The 16,940-nt window shown below is 43.0% G+C and carries 19 protein-coding genes and 3 tRNA genes; 9 read left to right on the forward strand and 13 right to left on the reverse strand.

Annotated elements, in window-relative coordinates:
- Nucleotides 1–224: 224 nt before the first annotated feature.
- The 7 genes from ACX1N5_RS03275 to ACX1N5_RS03305 all read right to left on the reverse strand — a co-directional run bounded on the left by ACX1N5_RS03275 (nt 225) and on the right by ACX1N5_RS03305 (nt 4,313).
- Entirely contained in the window at nt 225–1,484 is a 1,260-nt protein-coding gene (locus tag ACX1N5_RS03275) for an OmpP1/FadL family transporter (protein WP_458799554.1), read from the reverse strand.
- A gap of 274 nt (nt 1,485–1,758) precedes the next feature.
- Nucleotides 1,759–2,505: a hypothetical protein gene (locus ACX1N5_RS03280; RefSeq protein ID WP_458799552.1), complete on the reverse strand. Its 747-nt coding sequence runs from the start codon at nt 2,503–2,505 to the stop codon at nt 1,759–1,761.
- An 81-nt stretch (nt 2,506–2,586) separates the two neighbouring features.
- Nucleotides 2,587–2,778 carry a hypothetical protein gene (locus ACX1N5_RS03285; RefSeq protein WP_458799550.1) on the reverse strand — a complete coding sequence of 64 codons (192 nt, stop codon included), beginning with the start codon at nt 2,776–2,778 and terminating at the stop codon, nt 2,587–2,589.
- 93 nt (nt 2,779–2,871) lie between these two features.
- Nucleotides 2,872–3,216 carry a cupredoxin domain-containing protein gene (locus ACX1N5_RS03290; RefSeq protein WP_458799548.1) on the reverse strand — a complete coding sequence of 115 codons (345 nt, stop codon included), beginning with the start codon at nt 3,214–3,216 and terminating at the stop codon, nt 2,872–2,874.
- Nucleotides 3,217–3,550: 334 nt separating this feature from the next.
- Nucleotides 3,551–3,626, reverse strand: a tRNA-Phe gene (locus tag ACX1N5_RS03295).
- Between the two features lie 127 nt (nt 3,627–3,753).
- Nucleotides 3,754–3,829 (reverse strand) — tRNA-Phe (locus ACX1N5_RS03300).
- Nucleotides 3,830–3,911: 82 nt separating this feature from the next.
- On the reverse strand, nt 3,912–4,313 hold the full coding sequence (locus ACX1N5_RS03305; protein ID WP_004898952.1) for an acetyl-CoA sensor PanZ family protein: 402 nt from the start codon (nt 4,311–4,313) through the stop codon (nt 3,912–3,914).
- An 89-nt stretch (nt 4,314–4,402) separates the two neighbouring features.
- Here ACX1N5_RS03305 and hisB point away from each other — a divergent pair, with 89 nt between their 5' ends.
- The 4 genes from hisB to hisA all read left to right on the forward strand — a co-directional run bounded on the left by hisB (nt 4,403) and on the right by hisA (nt 7,077).
- A complete protein-coding gene (gene hisB / locus ACX1N5_RS03310) occupies nt 4,403–4,996 on the forward strand; it encodes an imidazoleglycerol-phosphate dehydratase HisB (protein ID WP_458799546.1) in 594 nt (197 codons plus the stop codon).
- On the forward strand, nt 4,996–5,613 hold the full coding sequence (gene hisH / locus ACX1N5_RS03315; protein WP_131388660.1) for an imidazole glycerol phosphate synthase subunit HisH: 618 nt from the start codon (nt 4,996–4,998) through the stop codon (nt 5,611–5,613). Before hisB ends, hisH begins: the two co-directional genes overlap by 1 nt.
- A 62-nt stretch (nt 5,614–5,675) precedes the next feature.
- Nucleotides 5,676–6,269: a 3'-5' exonuclease gene (locus tag ACX1N5_RS03320; RefSeq protein WP_458799543.1), complete on the forward strand. Its 594-nt coding sequence runs from the start codon at nt 5,676–5,678 to the stop codon at nt 6,267–6,269.
- A gap of 76 nt (nt 6,270–6,345) precedes the next feature.
- Nucleotides 6,346–7,077, forward strand: a complete 732-nt coding sequence (gene hisA / locus ACX1N5_RS03325) for a 1-(5-phosphoribosyl)-5-[(5-phosphoribosylamino)methylideneamino]imidazole-4-carboxamide isomerase (RefSeq protein WP_116726634.1) — start codon at nt 6,346–6,348, stop codon at nt 7,075–7,077.
- Nucleotides 7,078–7,119: 42 nt separating this feature from the next.
- Here hisA and ACX1N5_RS03330 read toward each other — a convergent pair whose 3' ends face one another.
- From ACX1N5_RS03330 to ACX1N5_RS03340, 3 genes are read right to left on the reverse strand one after another with little or no spacing between them, the layout of a single operon-like run.
- Nucleotides 7,120–7,515 carry a DUF4870 family protein gene (locus ACX1N5_RS03330; protein ID WP_458799541.1) on the reverse strand — a complete coding sequence of 132 codons (396 nt, stop codon included), beginning with the start codon at nt 7,513–7,515 and terminating at the stop codon, nt 7,120–7,122.
- Nucleotides 7,516–7,530: 15 nt separating this feature from the next.
- On the reverse strand, nt 7,531–8,154 hold the full coding sequence (locus tag ACX1N5_RS03335) for a DUF1294 domain-containing protein (protein WP_458799539.1): 624 nt from the start codon (nt 8,152–8,154) through the stop codon (nt 7,531–7,533).
- A gap of 3 nt (nt 8,155–8,157) precedes the next feature.
- Nucleotides 8,158–9,114 carry a homoserine kinase gene (locus tag ACX1N5_RS03340; protein WP_458799537.1) on the reverse strand — a complete coding sequence of 319 codons (957 nt, stop codon included), beginning with the start codon at nt 9,112–9,114 and terminating at the stop codon, nt 8,158–8,160.
- Nucleotides 9,115–9,226: 112 nt separating this feature from the next.
- On the opposite strand from ACX1N5_RS03340, the gene hisF reads away from it, so the two are divergent.
- The 3 genes from hisF to ACX1N5_RS03355 all read left to right on the forward strand — a co-directional run bounded on the left by hisF (nt 9,227) and on the right by ACX1N5_RS03355 (nt 11,106).
- Complete coding sequence (gene hisF, locus ACX1N5_RS03345) at nt 9,227–9,985, forward strand: imidazole glycerol phosphate synthase subunit HisF (protein ID WP_458799535.1); 759 nt, start codon at nt 9,227–9,229, stop codon at nt 9,983–9,985.
- A 157-nt stretch (nt 9,986–10,142) separates the two neighbouring features.
- Nucleotides 10,143–10,916, forward strand: coding sequence for an outer membrane protein (locus ACX1N5_RS03350; RefSeq protein WP_458799533.1), 774 nt, complete (start codon nt 10,143–10,145; stop codon nt 10,914–10,916).
- A gap of 114 nt (nt 10,917–11,030) precedes the next feature.
- A tRNA-Thr gene (locus tag ACX1N5_RS03355) sits at nt 11,031–11,106 on the forward strand.
- Between the two features lie 332 nt (nt 11,107–11,438).
- Here ACX1N5_RS03355 and ACX1N5_RS03360 read toward each other — a convergent pair.
- The 3 genes from ACX1N5_RS03360 to ACX1N5_RS03370 all read right to left on the reverse strand — a co-directional run bounded on the left by ACX1N5_RS03360 (nt 11,439) and on the right by ACX1N5_RS03370 (nt 15,135).
- Nucleotides 11,439–12,209, reverse strand: coding sequence for an SAM-dependent methyltransferase (locus tag ACX1N5_RS03360; protein ID WP_458799855.1), 771 nt, complete (start codon nt 12,207–12,209; stop codon nt 11,439–11,441).
- 64 nt (nt 12,210–12,273) lie between these two features.
- Nucleotides 12,274–13,572, reverse strand: coding sequence for an FAD-dependent oxidoreductase (locus ACX1N5_RS03365; protein WP_116726629.1), 1,299 nt, complete (start codon nt 13,570–13,572; stop codon nt 12,274–12,276).
- 156 nt (nt 13,573–13,728) lie between these two features.
- Nucleotides 13,729–15,135 (reverse strand): methylenetetrahydrofolate reductase C-terminal domain-containing protein, encoded by a 1,407-nt coding sequence (locus ACX1N5_RS03370; RefSeq protein ID WP_458799531.1) that lies wholly within the window; start codon nt 15,133–15,135, stop codon nt 13,729–13,731.
- 482 nt (nt 15,136–15,617) lie between these two features.
- Here ACX1N5_RS03370 and ACX1N5_RS03375 point away from each other — a divergent pair, with 482 nt between their 5' ends.
- Together ACX1N5_RS03375 and ACX1N5_RS03380 are read left to right on the forward strand one after the other, a co-directional pair.
- Complete coding sequence (locus ACX1N5_RS03375) at nt 15,618–16,226, forward strand: TetR/AcrR family transcriptional regulator (RefSeq protein WP_458799529.1); 609 nt, start codon at nt 15,618–15,620, stop codon at nt 16,224–16,226.
- A gap of 18 nt (nt 16,227–16,244) precedes the next feature.
- Entirely contained in the window at nt 16,245–16,931 is a 687-nt protein-coding gene (locus ACX1N5_RS03380; RefSeq protein WP_458799527.1) for a type 1 glutamine amidotransferase domain-containing protein, read from the forward strand.
- Nucleotides 16,932–16,940 lie beyond the last annotated feature (9 nt).

Genomic DNA, 16,940 nt, shown 5'->3' on the forward strand with positions numbered 1-16,940 from the left:
GGCGTTTTTTTATGGCTGAATACAAGCCCCTAAATCGCACAGCTTGGCTGGGGGATATCATGAACAGAATCCCGCGCATTTCACTCAAGACTCAAAACTTGGACAAGATTTACACTCTGCTTGCAGATTCTTTTACCGATCTTCAACTAGGTTCAGCTTGACCCGATTGTGATGTAAAAAACCCAGCACATGCCGGGTTGAATTTAAAGTCAAGATCTGGACAGTTAGAATTTCAAACCGTATGAAACACCCAGAATGTCCTGATCCATGCTCAAATTCGCTTGTCCACCACCAAATGCTGGCGAAATTGAACCATGCACTGTTTTCTCCAGTGCGCGAGTATAAGCAAGGCTGACTTCCTGCTTAGGATCAATATTCCATGTTGCCCCCACACTCACATGTTGTTGAACTACGCCTGGCGCCAAAATATTCAGAAAAGCCTGATTTGCCTGCACTGGCTGATCGTTATAGCTATATCCAGCGCGTAAAGTCAGTTTTGGCAATGCCTGATAAGTTGCAGAAATCTTATAGACATTAATATCTTTCCAGCCAAAACCTGGTCCGTTGGCTGTTCCAAAAGCATTCCCCGCCATCACCTGTGCCACATCGAGTTGATTACCCACCGATTTAACATCAGAATAATTAATACGCTGATAATCGGCAGCAACCGATAGTGTTGGCGTCAACTGATAGTTCAGCCCCACACCATAATTTTCTGGCACATCAAAACTGCCATTTTCAGCAAATAAACCTTCGTACTTTTTAAAACGACTGGCATTAATTTTTGAAGCATAGGTTGCACCTACAGTCAGTCGATCATTAACTTTGGCTGACCAGCCAATACGTGCCCCAACACCTGTTGAATCATCATTACCACGGTCACTCATGGCATTTTTATCTTGGGAAAAACCACCGAAGACGTCTCCACCAATCCCTTTCGCCTGAAAACGTTGATACAAAATATTGGCTGCCAGTGCAATCGACTGATTATCGGCATATTTCCAAGAAATCGCTGGAGAAATAAATACCTGACTTAAACTCACCCCTGCACTACCCGTATTATTAAAAGAAGCATATGGGTTCTTTTTATAATTGGTGTCCATACCCCCATTACCATAGACAGCGATACCCGCGGTCAACTGATCATTCAAGGGCTGACTGTAACCAAAACTCGGAATGATAAAATACTTGCGACTGTTCCCATCATAATGACCATCTGCACCTGCACCATTCCCCACAATATCTGCCTCACGGTCTGGCATAAACAAGGTCGCACTGGCATCGAAACGTTGTCCTATCCAGCTAAGACCTGAGGGGTTGCTGGCAATGGTCAAACTGTCCTGAAAGTTAGCAATCGATGTACCAGAATTACCTTGTGATGTCACACTATAAGCATTCATGAAATAACCATTGGTTGCGAATGCATTGGTTGCAAAGAAGGGAAGCGCTGCTACAAGCACAAGGAGTTGAGGCTTCAATTTCATGATGGGAGCATATAGAGTAGTTAAGACCAGCATATTGTATGCATTTTAAATATCTGTTTTTATAATAAAAACTAAAATACTTTCCATTATTTTTCATATAGAAAGTCGCACTTCCCTAGCTACAACCCACACTTCACACTTGATTAAATTCAAACTAAAACATTAAAAATCAATATATTAAAAAAATTAACAATACAAAAAAAGCAAAAGCCCCAATCCTGATTGAGGCTTTGATTTTCCAGCAAGGATACGAGGTTAAATTTTCAACAGTATTTTAGAATTCGTATTCCATTTGCAAACGCAAGGTCGTGTTTGGTGTCGCATTGTTTGTTCCAGCCAGCAATGCAGTATTCCAGTTGATCGCTTGCTTAGTTCCAGTTTTAATTTTGCCAAACAATGCAGGACCAATCTTAAATTCTTGTTTCGAAGAAGAGCGCCAGTTATCCCATTGACCCACGTTACCAAAAGCCTGCACACCCCAGTCCAGTTTTTCAGTATTGCCTAAACGCTTTACCTGCATCTGATAATGTAATTCAGTGTCAAAAACTTCACTGGCATGTACATGTCTCTGGAACAATACATTGAAATTGAACTGATATTGGTTCCATAATGTCTGAAACATTGGACCATAAGTCAGTTCATAACCTTCTGCGCGATCTTGTGGACGCTCTACCTCAAGTAAAAAGCCAACATCGACTGGATACTTGCCCGTCTCAGTCAACTGAAAGCGGTTTTCCCACTCCCAAGCATCAAAATTGGTCGACTCACCGGCTGGTTTGGCATACTTGGCATACATTTCAGTAAACCACCATGGCGTTGGCGTAAAACCATAACCGATAGAATAAGCAGATTCGGAACTACCATCACGATTACGCTGTACACCTGCTTTAAAATCAATTTCGTGTTCGCCGTACTCAACCGTCGGAGTTCGCACATAGTCACTGGGGTCCGCATAAGCTGCTGTTGTTAAAAACAGGCTCAATAGTGCTCCTGCCTGAAAGACACCCTTGTTCAATAACATCTTTATTTCCTTTTCCCTTGAGATGACTACAACCAGCTGTTTACGCTGCAGCAACAAATGCCTTCATTTTTTAGTAAAAAACTAAATTATGGCGATTGAACTTAAATAAAATACGACCTGCATCTGGGTTGGTGTTGCCTGATAGCCCACTACACCATGTAGCAGCATGCCTAGCACAGAATGAGCACATTGGTTAGGTAAACAGGCAGTGCGGTTTGTTTTGCCCAGACCAGCATAAACCAGCCAGCTAGCGTGAGCGGTTTTCCAGACCACGTATAGATGCAGCAGTAATCCCGATAAACAAGGTCACTTCTAGCGTCGCCCTGAAAATGATTAATTCTGTTGCAAATATGGCCAAACCTTTAATTAGTTGGCAACAACCGCACCAGTAGCCGTTTCAGGGTTAAATTCACCAAAAAAATCATAGCGACCTGGTTTTAACGGGCCAATGTAAATGACCGCATTGGTTCCAGCTGGAATGCGTTTTTCACGGCTCAAGGAATGGCTTTCAAACTCTTCAGGCGTGGCATCCTGATTACTTACATTCAATTTAATCCGCTGATTCGCTGCAACTTTAATTTCTGCAGGTTCAAAACGGTGATTTTTAATCACCAAAGACTGCTCTGCATCAGCGGCATGCACTTGCACCATACTTGCTGCAGAAACGAGGACACCCAGAATCATTTGTTTTACAGAAAATTTCGTACGCATTGGCGATACCTTGAACAATTGGATATGAAACATACCAGGATGGTCGCAATAATAAATGATAATTAATACTAATCGCAAGTGAGAATTCTTCACCATTTGCAATATGGGCTAGCGAGTCTGAAATAAAGGAGGTGCCAAGCAGTATTGCTGAGTTATTGAATAAAATTTATCTTTGCGATTTAAATAATTAATTTTTAAAAAATTAAGCAGCAAAAATATAAGATGCACAGATTTTATTGTTATGTATCCAGTGCCATAAGATAAATATCTTATGGCTTTTAAATCATTCCCAAATAAAAAAACCCCAAACTTTAAGTTTGGGGTTTTTCGAATATGGTGGCGGGACCCAGGATCGAACTGGGGACACACGGATTTTCAATCCGTTGCTCTACCGACTGAGCTATCGCGCCGATTGGTGTGTATTAAGCCTGAACTTCATAAAAGTGTCAACGTAATATTTTGTTTTTAAACCTGTTTGACTAAGCTTTAAGCAAAAAAAATCCCTGATTAGGATCAGGGATTGAAAACACAAATTCATGGTGGCGGGACCCAGGATCGAACTGGGGACACACGGATTTTCAATCCGTTGCTCTACCGACTGAGCTATCGCGCCAATGTGGGCGTATTAAACACTTTAATGCATCAAGCGTCAAGCGTTTAATTTAAAAAAATGATATTTGCATATTTTTCCAGCACTATTTAAATGTGCTTGGAATCAGAGGTAGTTTACCCAAATGCATCAGACAACGATGAATGGCTCCGCAACCTGGAATAAAATGCTCTACCTGCTTGTCCTGTTCCATCCGGCAAACTTCAGCAACCAGTCGCTCGGCAACCCCGCGTCCACGGTTGGCAGGATGTACCACGATATACTGCAAGGTACGTTCATCCCCACTCCCCGTACACCAAATTGCACCAATAATACGGCTATTAAATTCTGCAGTATAAAGTAAGGTATACTGAGCAAGATTGTGTTCAAGTTGATCAATTGCATCTTGCCCGTCGCTAAATTCAGGGCTGGTATCGTATAAACGCTCAAGTTGATTGCGTATATCTTCATCGGCAATCGAAGTATAGGCATGTACGGTAATAGGCATTGATTAACCCTCCTGAGCAAATTAATATGCTGTGTTCAGTATCACAGCTATTTTTATCGCAAAATTTGACGTTTTTGAGGAATGTGTCTATGACGCAACGTATCAGTGAAGTGGTCAGAAATACCAACGAAACCAAAATTCGAGTTCGGGTTAACCTCGATGGTACGGGTCAGGGCACATTAAATACTGGAGTTCCCTTTTTAGACCATATGATTGATCAAATCAAGCGGCATGGTCTATTTGACATCGACATCCACTGTGATGGCGATCTGGAAATTGATGATCACCATACGGTTGAAGATTGTGGCATTACGCTCGGTCAGGCATTTGCTCAAGCACTTGGTAGCAAAAAAGGCATTCGCCGTTATGGGCATTTCTATGCGCCGCTAGATGAATCCTTGTCACGGGTTGTAGTCGATATTTCAGGTCGTCCAGGATTGTTTATGGACATTCCATTTACCCGTGCGCGTATTGGCAGCTTCGATGTTGATTTATTCTCGGAGTTTTTCCAAGGTTTTGTCAATCATGCATTGATGACCCTGCACATTGACAATCTGAAAGGCAAAAACAGCCACCACCAGATTGAGAGCGTATTTAAAGCCTTTGCACGCGCGTTACGTATGGCATGTGAAGTTGATCCGCGCGCTGCTGACAGCATTGCCTCAACCAAAGGGAGCCTGTAATGACCCGTATTGCTTTACTTGATTATGGCATGGGCAACCTGCACTCGGCGGCAAAAGCACTCGAGCATGTCGGGGCAACAGTTGATGTCACCAACGATCCAAAGCTGATTGCAAAAGCCGATAAAATCGTGTTTCCAGGTGTCGGGGCAATGCGTGATTGTATTCAGGGTATGCGCGAAGCAGGCATTGATGAAGTGATTCGCAACGCCGCATTTAACAAACCTGTCTTGGCAATTTGTGTCGGCATGCAGGCTTTGCTGGAAAGTTCTGAAGAAAATGGTGGCAGTGAAGCACTCGGTATTTTTGAAGGTGTAGTCAAACACTTTCCACATTTTGAAGGCTTAAAAGTGCCCCACATGGGCTGGAATCAGGTCCATCAGCGTGACCCAAGCCACCCAATGTGGAATAACATCGAACAAGATGCACGCTTCTACTTTGTACATAGTTACTATGTTGAACCCAAAGATCAAGCCGTGGTTGCTGCAACTTGTGATTATGGTCTTGAGTTCTGTACCGCGATTTTAAAAGAAAACCTGTTTGCTACACAGTTCCACCCTGAAAAGAGCCATACAGCAGGTCTGCAATTACTGAAAAACTTTGTGGAATGGGATATTTAACCCTTTCATCAAGCAGATCAATCGACCTATAGTGTATAGGTCGATTTTTTTTGCCATCCTACATGTCTATAGACAAAACTACACTGATCCAACTTCCTGCTTTTCAGGGTTTAGATGCCCAGCAGATTATTGATGTTCATCAACCCGAACATTTTGAGCTGTTTGAGCAACAGACCCAGCATGTTCAAGCTGTTGGTTTTGATACAGAAAGCAAACCAACTTTTCAAAAAGGTGAAACTCAAACTGGGCCACATCTGATCCAGATCGCCACTGAACATTTCGCATTTTTGTTTTCATACTATCAGTTCCAGCACCCTGCTCTGCGACAGCTTCTTGCCAACCCTGATATTTTAAAAGTAGGTTTCGGCCTGAAAAATGATCGTAAACTGCTGCACAAACATCAGTTACAGCTTGAGGGAATGTTTGATCTGTCACACCAGTTCAAATCCTTTGGGTATCGCAATCAGGTCGGGATTCAAACTGCGGTTGCACTGTTATTGCAGCAATACCTTCCAAAGTCGAAGCGCGTTAGATTATCCAACTGGAGCCAGCAGCCACTTTCGGCCATGCAACGTGCTTATGCCGCCAATGATGCCTATGCCAGCCTGAAAATCTATCTGGCGTTACAGCAGAAAAGCTCAAATCCAAGTGATTAAAGATTAATGATTTAAAAATAGTTTGCTAAGATAAATCCCATTATTCTCTGATTGTAATTTTAATAAGGTGCATAGCATGCTCATCATCCCAGCAATTGACCTTAAAGATGGTAAATGTGTCCGCTTGAAACAAGGACGCATGGAAGACGATACCGTTTTCTCTGACGATCCAGTAGCAACCGCAACGCATTGGGTCAATGAAGGTGCACGTCGTTTACACTTAGTCGACTTAAATGGTGCTTTTGCAGGTACACCGATTCATAAAGGCGTAGTTGAAGCGATTGCCAAAACACATCCAGATTTACCAATCCAGATCGGTGGCGGGATTCGTTCTTTTGAAACCATCGAACACTATTTGGAAGCTGGGGTTTCTTTTGTGATTATTGGCACAAAAGCAGCCAAAGAACCTGAATTTGTTGAAGAAGCCTGCAAGAAATTTGCTGGACATATCATTGTCGGTATCGATGCCAAAGAAGGCTATGTGGCAACCGATGGCTGGGCCAATGTGCTTGACCTTAAAGCAACTGATTTGGCAAAACGCTTTGCCGATGCAGGTGTATCTAGCATTGTTTATACTGACATCGCACGTGACGGCATGATGCAAGGTGTCAATGTTGAACAAACCGTGGCTTTGGCAGACTACTGTGGTTTACCGATTATCGCCTCTGGTGGTGTAACTGACCTTGAAGATGTGCGTGCATTGAAAGGCAAAACAGGGATTTTAGGTGCAATTACAGGTCGTGCGATTTATGAAGGCACACTGAACCTGCGCGATGCCCAAATCCTGCTCGATGAAGATAAAATCTAATTCTTCACAAACCCATAAAAAAGAGCTCATCAGAGCTCTTTTTTAGTCTGCATACATGGGTTGCTCATCATTGAGTGCAATCACGCCACGTATCACCCGATAGACAATCCAGATCCACGAAACGGTTGCGACCAGCCCCCAAAAGATAAACGCAGTCAGTAATGTGCCAATAAAAACATTGGGTTGATCAAAGCTAAAGAACAAATAGCCAAATGGCAGCACACCGACGACATTCCAAAACAGATACCACCAGACTGTGCGGATTTGCCAGGTAAAATGACTGGCATAAATCGTCCCCTGCATTGCATCACGCTTCACATAATTGACAATCAGCGCCACAACTGCCAAAACTCCAGCAGAGAAAATCGCAAAGCCATATAACACATACAACAGCAAAGTCAGATTTCTTTTTGGCTGCAACTCCGCTTCAACGTACATTCCTCTCTCCCCGACCTAGTGCATGAACTTTGGCAACAGTGCAATCAATGCACATAACAGCATGATATTTAGCACAATCGTAGCAAAATAAATTTGACGGAAAGGTTGCTTTTGGGTTTTATGACGTAACTTTTGTTGTGCAAACCACGCCGCGGGCCATCCTCCGAGCAATGAAAGTAAGTGTAAGGTTTGCTCGGGCACACGACGTTGGTTTTGCTGTGCGGCGGTTTTATCTTGAGTATATTGCCAGTAGCACAAGGCATTGATCAGCAAGCTATACAACAGCAACCAGCTTGGCAAAGCCCTAAGTCCAATCGCCACCAGCAAAAACAGCGCATACACTCCGATAACTATCGTAATCGGGTGAAATGATGCATGTGGTTTAGAAGTCAACTCACTGGTTTGACGGGTATTTTTTGTCTGACTCGCCTTGAGATAAACCACCTGCTTGGCACGAAAACGCCCACGCTCATCCACAATGACCACGTAATCAAGAGCGCAGCCAACGATCGGTCGAGGGCCACGCTGGGCAAAATCTTTAATATGCAAAAAGACCCGTGCTTTGCTTAAATCATCAGGTTGAATAAATCCGTAACCCTGATCATCAAACCATTCCACTAAGCGCCCTTGATCACGCATTTTTTATTTTTCTCCAGACACGAGACTTAAGCGCTGCTGTAGCATGGCACGCATTTCATTCGGGTTCTTGCAATGCACATCATCACCGCCACGCCCCTGCTCGGCATTGAGACGTGCCACATTTAAACGTAAGAACCAGAAACGGCAGGCTGCCATGGCCAAATACACATTTAAACAGGCTTGTTCATCCGCAGTCAGTGCGCGAATCTGCTGATACGCATCTAAATAGGCTTGCAATTTATCTGCATCCAACTCCACATTCGGGAACTGGCTACAAAAATCATTAATCGTAATCGCAACATCAAACAGCAATTCATCAAAATTCAGTTCAAAGAAATCCAAGATTCCTTTTAATTCATCGCCTTCAAACAAAGTGTTGTCACGGAACAAATCCGAATGTACCCAGCCTTTTGGACGTTGCGGATACTGTGCCTGATACTCGGCAAATACCGCATAAACCCGTTCCATCAGTGCAGCATCTTCTGCGGACATGTTGGTTTTTAGACTTTGCCCAATCGCTGTCCAGTAGACATGGTCACGGCTATGACTGCGCGTCAGTGGAAAATCTTGTAGTGCAACATGCAGCTTCGCCTGTGCTGTAGCAATTTCAGCGACTTGTGTCGTGGTTGTCGTTTCAGGATGCTCACCCCAAACCCGTGGTGCAACTTGTGCAGGTTTACCCACAATATAATGAATAGCACGATCATGATGAATCAGCGGTGCAGCGACAGGAACACCGTGGGCAGCCAACTGTTGCAGGACAGGAACCAGTTCCCCTGCACTTTGTTCTGTTTCATTTTCAAAGACGGTCAAAACAAACTGTTTCTGATCTTGGGTGACAATAAAATAGTTGGTGTTTTGAATACCCCCTTGAATCGGAATGAGCTCAACCACCTCCAATCCATAGGCCTCAGAAAACTGCTGAACTTCATCTAAACTCAAAGGAGTGTAAACCGACATAGAAAACCTGCGTGAAACAAAATAAGTTTGGTAGAATGTGCGCATAGTTTACCAAGATGTCACCCATTCTCGGGAACTTTCTTTCCATAGACCGATACATTTGGATGTCACAATGCTTGCAAAACGTATTATTCCGTGCCTTGACGTTGATAATGGCCGCGTAGTGAAAGGCGTACAATTTTTAGATATTCGTGATGCAGGTGATCCTGTTGAAGTTGCACGCCGTTATAACGAACAAGGTGCAGATGAAATCACCTTTCTCGACATTACCGCAACCCATCATGGACGTGACACCACGTATCGTACTGTAGAACGTATGGCAGAAAGCGTTTTTGTTCCTCTCACTGTCGGTGGTGGCGTACGTAAAGTTGAAGATATCCGCTTACTTTTGAATGCAGGTGCAGATAAAGTCAGCATTAACTCTGCTGCGGTATTTAGCCCTGAATTTGTTCAGGAAGCTTCTCAGCGTTTTGGCGCACAATGTATTGTGGTTGCGATTGATGCCAAAAAAACGGGCGAGAATAAATGGGAAATTTTCACCCATGGTGGCCGTAAACCAACAGGGATTGATGCCATTGAATGGGCGGTTAAAATGGCAGACTATGGTGCAGGTGAATTACTGATTACCAGTATGGATGCCGATGGAACTAAGGCAGGTTATGACCTTGCTTTAATGCGTGCGATTAATGACCGTGTGACGATTCCAACCATTGCTTCTGGTGGTGTCGGCACCTTACAGCATTTGGCCGACGGAATTCTAAAAGGTGGCGCAGATGCTGTTTTGGCTGCCAGCATTTTCCACTTTGGCCAGCACACAATTCCAGAAGCCAAACAATTCTTGGCAGCACAAGGCATTGAAATGCGTTTGTAAGCCAATTATTTTTAATAAAAATTTTAAAAAGATGACGCTATGTCATCTTTTTATTTGACCAAAAAATAAAAAATGAATTTTTCATTGATAAAATGTATATTTTTTGTAAAATACAGATTCAAAATTAATAACAACTGAAACTAACTAAAGGTTAACAATGAAAAAACTTACATTATCAGTCATCGCACTCTCTTGTTTTGCTGCTAACGTTTCTAGCCATGCCGTGACGCTTGCTGAATCTGCTTATGTTTCAGCTAAATTTGGCGTAAGTTCAGTTTCTAACTACGATAATAAATCTTCTTTTACTTATAAGACCCTTGCAACCTCTAAAAGTGAAACCAGCTCTGTCAAATTAAGTGATGATAGCAAAACAGTTTTCACTGGTAACATTGCTTACGGTGTTAATTTTGCTCCCGCATATAACGTACCAGTACGTTTAGAAGTAGAATATGCCTATCATGATAAAGCTGCACTTCACTCGTCTGCGTCTGGTTCACCTGTTCTATCTCTAGGCAGCTTGAATATTGATAACATTAACTATAAGCATGACCTGACCTTACAAAGCTATATGCTCAACGGTTATTATGACTTTACAAACCATTCGCGTTTTACACCATACCTTTCAGCAGGTGTTGGTTTAGCACATACTAAATTAAAGACAGGTGCTGTGCTTACTAGTAGCACAGCAATTATTGAAGATGGTATCGGTTCAAACACAAAATCACATATCGCATTGGGCGTTGGGGCTGGGTTTGCGTATGAAATCTGCCCTAAACTTCATTTAGATCTAGGTTACCGCTATCTCAATGGTGGTAATGTTACCAACAGACTTCACTATATTAACAAAAGCACTTCTGACACTGTCGAAGTAGAAAATAAAGTAAAAGTTGATGCTCATGATGTGACTCTAGGTCTGCGTTACGCATTCTAAGATTTTAAAATCCAATAAAGAGGGCTTATGCCCTCTTTATTTTTTTCATATCAATCAATTGTTCATTTTTTGGCTTGACCTTTTACCCAAATCCAGTAAAATTCTCGCCACGTTGCCGACATAGCTCAGTTGGTAGAGCAACTGACTTGTAATCAGTAGGTCCACAGTTCGAATCCGTGTGTCGGCACCATCAAATTCAAAAAGCCTCAAGTTTTTACTTGGGGCTTTTTTATGCAATTAAAATCAGTTATTAAGTTGTGATTCGGCTGGAAGCATTTAACATTCCACCCAATGGATCAAATCCAATCACGGCGATACTGCCTCAAAGATTTGTGTTGGCACTTTGCATTATTGTTGCTTGAGAGCTAAAGTTTACTGTGATTCAACTGAGAGTTATAGAAGCTTTCCTTTTGCTCTTGGCTAGATCACCTTTCATTGCCATGGCATTTTCTGCACTATTTTTTTAATCGCTCACACGTATCCCGTAAAATGATGACTAAATAGCGTCATCATCATCCAGAATTAAGCTAGGGTTGCGGTAACCTGTACATAATCAATACGTTGTTCTTGAAATAATTGCTGGCACAATTTGGCTGTCATTTGAATTTTTAAAGCATTCAGATCATGCTGAAAACCATGTAACTGAAGTTCCTGTTGCACGTACTGAGCAAAACCACCCAATACAGGTTCAGACAAAATCTGTATTTGAATGTGCTCAAAGCCATGCTGTGTTAACACTTGTTCAAGTTCCGTTTGGTACATTAGATGTTGGAGTTGCACATCGGCAAGTTTTAGCAGGTACTGATCACGCTGTTTACTCAGAAAACTGGCTTTTGACCAGTTGTCATTGAATAACAAATAATGAAAACCAATTCGCCCTTTGAATTGTAAAAGTGCTGGAATCTGCGCAATGAATTTTTTTAAATCATAATGATACAGCGCATCTAGGCAAACTATTGCATCAAATTTCTGCTCAAAACATTCAGCATTTAAACTCATAAAAGAGCGCTGATGCACGGCATGCACACAGGCCAAAGCTTGTTGCTGAATTTTTTCAATACAGGCGGTTTGTATTTCCACCGCTTCAATATGCTGCACAGCATAATGCTGCGCCCAGTATTGCAAGCTTGCACCATGCCCACAACCTAAATCGAGCAGATGATCTTGTGCTGTGAGTTGAATGCTCTGTGCAAGATGCTCGGCAAGCTGTTCACATGCCTGCACATAAGTTTGGGCTTGTGCAGACCACAAGCCCAGATTACTCCACGCCAGTGTGGCAGAGTCCCCCAACATTTGCGTATTAATCGCATATTTATGCTGGGGAAGTTTCTGGCGTAGACGTTGCAGAAATTGCAAATTAGTAACCCAATTCTGGGGCAACTTCTGGTTTTGGTTTTAATCCTACAAATGGAATTGGCGCACCCAGATTCTTGGCAATCTGCATCGCAGAAGTTACTGCCGATTCTAGAATTGGTAAACCATCACATGACCATGAACCACAGAAGTAGACTTTACGATCTGACGCTTTTTGGCGGCGCTGTAATTCCTGACTAAGCTCTACAGTTTGAGAATTTACCACTGCGCGAGTAAGTTTCACTGTAGAAATGACTTTTTTCGGGTCAATCGGTGTCACAGGACGCCATGTCTGGAACACAGGGTTTTTACCCACCAAAGTCGGTTCAATCGCGTTCATCCAAACCGTAAATTGCTGACGGGTAAAATGTCGATCCATCATGTAGCTGAGTACTGCCCAGTCTTTACGACGTGGTGGCATCACAGTTGCATCGGTATGAATCACTAAATCGCCTTCTTCAAAACGGAACTGTTTTAAAAGCTGTAAATCTTCAGCAAACTGTTCTGGATTGAGGAAATCTTCAATTTTATTGGTTGGGGTTGCTACAATCACGCGGTCAAATAATTGCTGTGTACCTGCCTGATTTTCAACAAAGACTTTATCGTCTTTGAGCTCAACTTTAGTCACCGCAGCACCGCTATGAATGGTAATGCCTTCAATCAGCTTACCCACAAAAGCAGGTGTACCACCTTGCAAACGCAACAATTCAACACCACTGGTCAACTGACTTAAAAATACCAGTAATGGTTTTGCTGGCCATTCGCCAATGGTTTTCGGGTTACAGGTACAAATGGTATATAGCACTGGCATCACTGCGCCATGCCAGAACACTTCTTCGATATCGTTTTTATTAATAAATTCAGTCAGGGTAATATTCTGATTTTTCGATTTAAAGAAACGGTGAATTGCAGTTTTCAGCTGGAGCATGCCTTTAACCAAACGCACACCGTATTGTTGTAAGCCTTTACGGTTATTGATGATCGGGAAATTCCCAATCGGTGCACGCGAAGTTGTCAGCCACGTTTCGGTTTTGTCTTCAAACAACCAGCTACATGCCATATAGGTACGCACTGGAAAGGTTTTAATACCTAAGTAAGTTGCAAGACTTAAGGTATTTTTCCATAAATATGGATTCATGACACGCAGTGGCGCATCAATAATCCCACCATCAAACTCGACCGTATGACTGTCCATGCCTCGTCCGGGCAACGATTCAAATACGGTAATATTATGTCCTGCATCTTTGAGAATTCTTGCAGTAGCAAGCCCAGCCATGCCACTACCAATGACTGCAATATCCAATGTTTTATCCGTTTTTTAGCCCATTTTTTTCATTATGTGCGATGTTGCCAGCAAATACCTTGTTAAAAAATACCATAATTCGTTTTTTTTACATTCGCTTACAGTCATTTTTTACAAACAATCCTGATCTGATTTTTTAAAATAAAAAATTAAAAATCAATGACTTTTCGGGTTAAACCAGTTGACCCATGAACTGGTCTGGCGCAGTTCCACAGGCACGGCAGGAATCAGTTCACGACGTAAAATATCCTGCTGCTTGACCTGTTTTGCCAGACGGTATTTTTGACTATGGATACATTCCCGATCCGCAAATTCACAGCGATCTAGCTTCGTTCCGCCACACGGCCCATTGGCTAAACCTTTCGGGCAGGTTTCAGGGCAAATATACAGGGTTTCAGCCAAACGGCATTGCCCGCAACTTTCACACCCCACGGCAGCATGTTTACTGACATATTCAACAGCCAAAATACTCTTGGCAGCCAATCCCTGCTGCCAAAACCCCAGTTGAAACACAAAACGCCCGATTTTTTGCGCCAGTGCACTGTCAAATAACCAGTCATGGGTAACTTGTAAAACCTGATATTTCAAGACTGAAGGTTGCTGCTGCGGATAGGCAGCCGATAAATCGGGCTGCATTTCATCACCACGCACAATCTTGCACAGATGATTCCACTCCATCAAACATTGCTCCAGTGTCCATGTCTGATACTGAGCTAACGCCTGTTCCAGCAAAGCCTGTTGCTCTGGGTTTTGACAGCCTGATACATGAATGCCTGCCAGCCCCCAGTGTCGGTAAATCCAGATTTGCAGTGCGGCACGTGCATAAACCCGTTGCTCTGCCCATGCAGCATTTTGTTGCTGCTCGGCTTTCAAGTGTTGCAATAAATGCGGGCTAATTTCAATGCCTGCCACCTGTTGCTTGACCATGAATTTGGCACGGCGATAGGTCAATGGCATCACACATGCCAACACAGGGAAAGGCTGGATACTTGCATCCACAAACTGTTTAAATTTCAAAATTTTATTTAGATCATAACCCAACTGGGTAATCACAAAATCTGCGCACGCACGCTGCTTTTTTTCAAATTTGAGATACTGGGCTTGTTCTTCACTTTCAGTATATTTAAATGGATTGAACGCCACACCACAGTACATATCAGGCGCATGGGCTTTGACCCACATTAACGCACTGACTGACTCTAAATAGCGTGTACGTTGCAGAGAGTTTTGCTTGCCAAAATTATGCTGTTTGAGCTTATCGCCTGTGAGTAACAACACATCATGCATATTTTGCTGTTTGGCTTGCTCGATAAACTGCTGTAAATCTTTAACATCACGCGCTTTACCCGAGAAATGCAGCAGCTTGGCTTGATCAGTACTGACACTCTGAGCCAAAGCAATGGGTGATGGGTCATCATCGGCATGCACACGATCCGCAAATGCCATGACACAGGGTAAGCCTGCCAAAGTCGAAATCGGCAGTAATTCTGCACGCTTAGACACGATCTGTTCAAGAACCAGACAAAACTGTTGCTGTTGTAAATAATGCGAAAGTGCCGACATATGCGCAGAGAGAAAAATCTAAAGATCTAGTTTAACAAAGACCTCTATACAAGAAAAATGCCAAACAGGTTATATCGAAACTGACACTGCCAGTTAACGAAAAATCAGTGCGAAATTCGCAGCCTAATCTCTCAGGAATTTAACAAAATTATTCAAAATATCATTAATTTAAAAAATTTTTCTACTTCATACCATGTATTAGATTGTTGCCTTCTTGGATTGAAAACAAAGTACATTGCGAGCTAAACACGAATTGTTCGGATGGTAAAACTGTGGCACTTCACGAATCCGCCCCACAATTGTAGCCTTTTGTAAAAAATCTTATGTTGCTCCTTTCTCTATTTTTGTTAAAGCTTTTGAATTTATAACTATTTCCATCATTTTTAACTATATCTGTTCCCCTATTTGCCCCAATTGACAAGAAAATAATTTGCTGTAATCTAATTAATAGACGACTGGTCTATTTTAAAATAGGTAACCCGATGACACTCAGCAAGAAAGCAGAACAAACTCGACAGCATATTTTAGATACAGGCTTTGAGCTGGTGCTGCACAAAGGCTTTGTCGGTGTCGGTTTGCAGGAAATTTTAAAAACCAGTGGTGTTCCCAAAGGTTCGTTCTATCACTACTTTGCCTCTAAAGAAGTGTTTGGTTGCGAGCTGTTGCAACACTACATCAGCAACTATGGGCAACGCCTCTCTGCTCTATGGAGCGAAACTGAACAGTCTGCACGTGAGCAGTTACTGAGCTATTTTCAGGCGTGGATTCAAGACCCAGAACAACCCGACACAGGTTGGGCGGAAAGCTGCCTGATTGTCAAACTCGCTGCTGAAGTGGCTGATTTATCGGAAGATATGCGTCAAATCATGCATCAAGGTGTGCAAACCCTGTTAGCTCGCCTGAGTGAATTACTACAACGTGGTGTCGATGAAGGTTCGATGCAGTTGTGCAGTAACCCTGCTGCCACCGCACAAGTGCTGTATCAGATGTGGCTCGGTGCTGCCCTGCTCGGCAAACTCAGTCAAAGCAAAGACCCGATGCACGATGCACTGCGGGCAACAGAATTTATGCTCGGTCAAGCGAGCGCTTAAGGCATTTTGGAGAATATGATGAAAATTTTAATGGTACTAACTTCCCATGACCGCTTAGGCAACACAGGTCATAAAACTGGTTTTTGGCTAGAGGAATTTACTGCACCGTATTATGTGTTTAAAGATGCGGGAGTAGAAATCACATTAGCCTCACCTCAAGGTGGACAACCACCACTTGATCCTAAAAGTAACGAACCTGATTTCCAGACGGATTCAACCCGTCGTTTTGAGCAAGATGCTGAAGCTCAAGCGCTATTGGCAAACACCCATGCCCTTGCTGAGGTTGATGTCACTGACTTTGATGCGGTGATGTATCCAGGGGGTCACGGCCCACTTTGGGATCTGACTGAAAATGCCGCTTCAATTGCGCTACTTGAATATTTTGACCGTGCAGGCAAACCGATGGGCTTGGTCTGCCATGCCCCTGCGGTACTGAAACATGTCAAAACTGCAGCAGGTGAATCTTTCGTGGCAGGTAAAAAGGTTACAGGCTTTTCCAACAGTGAAGAAGCTGCGGTTGGGCTGACTGAGGTTGTGCCATTTTTAATTGAAGATGAATTTACAGCACAAGGTGCACATTATCAAAAAGGTGCAGACTGGCAGTCTTTCATTGTTACCGAAGGACATTTGGTGACAGGACAAAACCCTGCCAGCTCGGAAGCCGTCGCAGAACAGCTTCTCGCTTTGCTGAACCCCGCAGCTTAAGCGCTTCAA

The organism is Acinetobacter sp. ANC 4636 (assembly GCF_054454555.1).

Coding starts and splice junctions, on each gene's coding strand:
- ACX1N5_RS03275 (WP_458799554.1), bottom strand. CDS start 1,484: ATGAAATTGAAGCCTCAACTCCTTGTGCTTGTAGCAGCGCTTCCCTTC.
- ACX1N5_RS03280 (WP_458799552.1), bottom strand. CDS start 2,505: ATGTTATTGAACAAGGGTGTCTTTCAGGCAGGAGCACTATTGAGCCTG.
- ACX1N5_RS03290 (WP_458799548.1), bottom strand. CDS start 3,216: ATGCGTACGAAATTTTCTGTAAAACAAATGATTCTGGGTGTCCTCGTT.
- ACX1N5_RS03305 (WP_004898952.1), bottom strand. CDS start 4,313: ATGCCTATTACCGTACATGCCTATACTTCGATTGCCGATGAAGATATA.
- hisB (WP_458799546.1), top strand. CDS start 4,403: ATGACGCAACGTATCAGTGAAGTGGTCAGAAATACCAACGAAACCAAA.
- hisH (WP_131388660.1), top strand. CDS start 4,996: ATGACCCGTATTGCTTTACTTGATTATGGCATGGGCAACCTGCACTCG.
- ACX1N5_RS03320 (WP_458799543.1), top strand. CDS start 5,676: ATGTCTATAGACAAAACTACACTGATCCAACTTCCTGCTTTTCAGGGT.
- hisA (WP_116726634.1), top strand. CDS start 6,346: ATGCTCATCATCCCAGCAATTGACCTTAAAGATGGTAAATGTGTCCGC.
- ACX1N5_RS03330 (WP_458799541.1), bottom strand. CDS start 7,515: ATGTACGTTGAAGCGGAGTTGCAGCCAAAAAGAAATCTGACTTTGCTG.
- ACX1N5_RS03335 (WP_458799539.1), bottom strand. CDS start 8,154: ATGCGTGATCAAGGGCGCTTAGTGGAATGGTTTGATGATCAGGGTTAC.
- ACX1N5_RS03340 (WP_458799537.1), bottom strand. CDS start 9,114: ATGTCGGTTTACACTCCTTTGAGTTTAGATGAAGTTCAGCAGTTTTCT.
- hisF (WP_458799535.1), top strand. CDS start 9,227: ATGCTTGCAAAACGTATTATTCCGTGCCTTGACGTTGATAATGGCCGC.
- ACX1N5_RS03350 (WP_458799533.1), top strand. CDS start 10,143: ATGAAAAAACTTACATTATCAGTCATCGCACTCTCTTGTTTTGCTGCT.
- ACX1N5_RS03360 (WP_458799855.1), bottom strand. CDS start 12,209: ATGTTGGGGGACTCTGCCACACTGGCGTGGAGTAATCTGGGCTTGTGG.
- ACX1N5_RS03370 (WP_458799531.1), bottom strand. CDS start 15,135: ATGTCGGCACTTTCGCATTATTTACAACAGCAACAGTTTTGTCTGGTT.
- ACX1N5_RS03375 (WP_458799529.1), top strand. CDS start 15,618: ATGACACTCAGCAAGAAAGCAGAACAAACTCGACAGCATATTTTAGAT.
- ACX1N5_RS03380 (WP_458799527.1), top strand. CDS start 16,245: ATGAAAATTTTAATGGTACTAACTTCCCATGACCGCTTAGGCAACACA.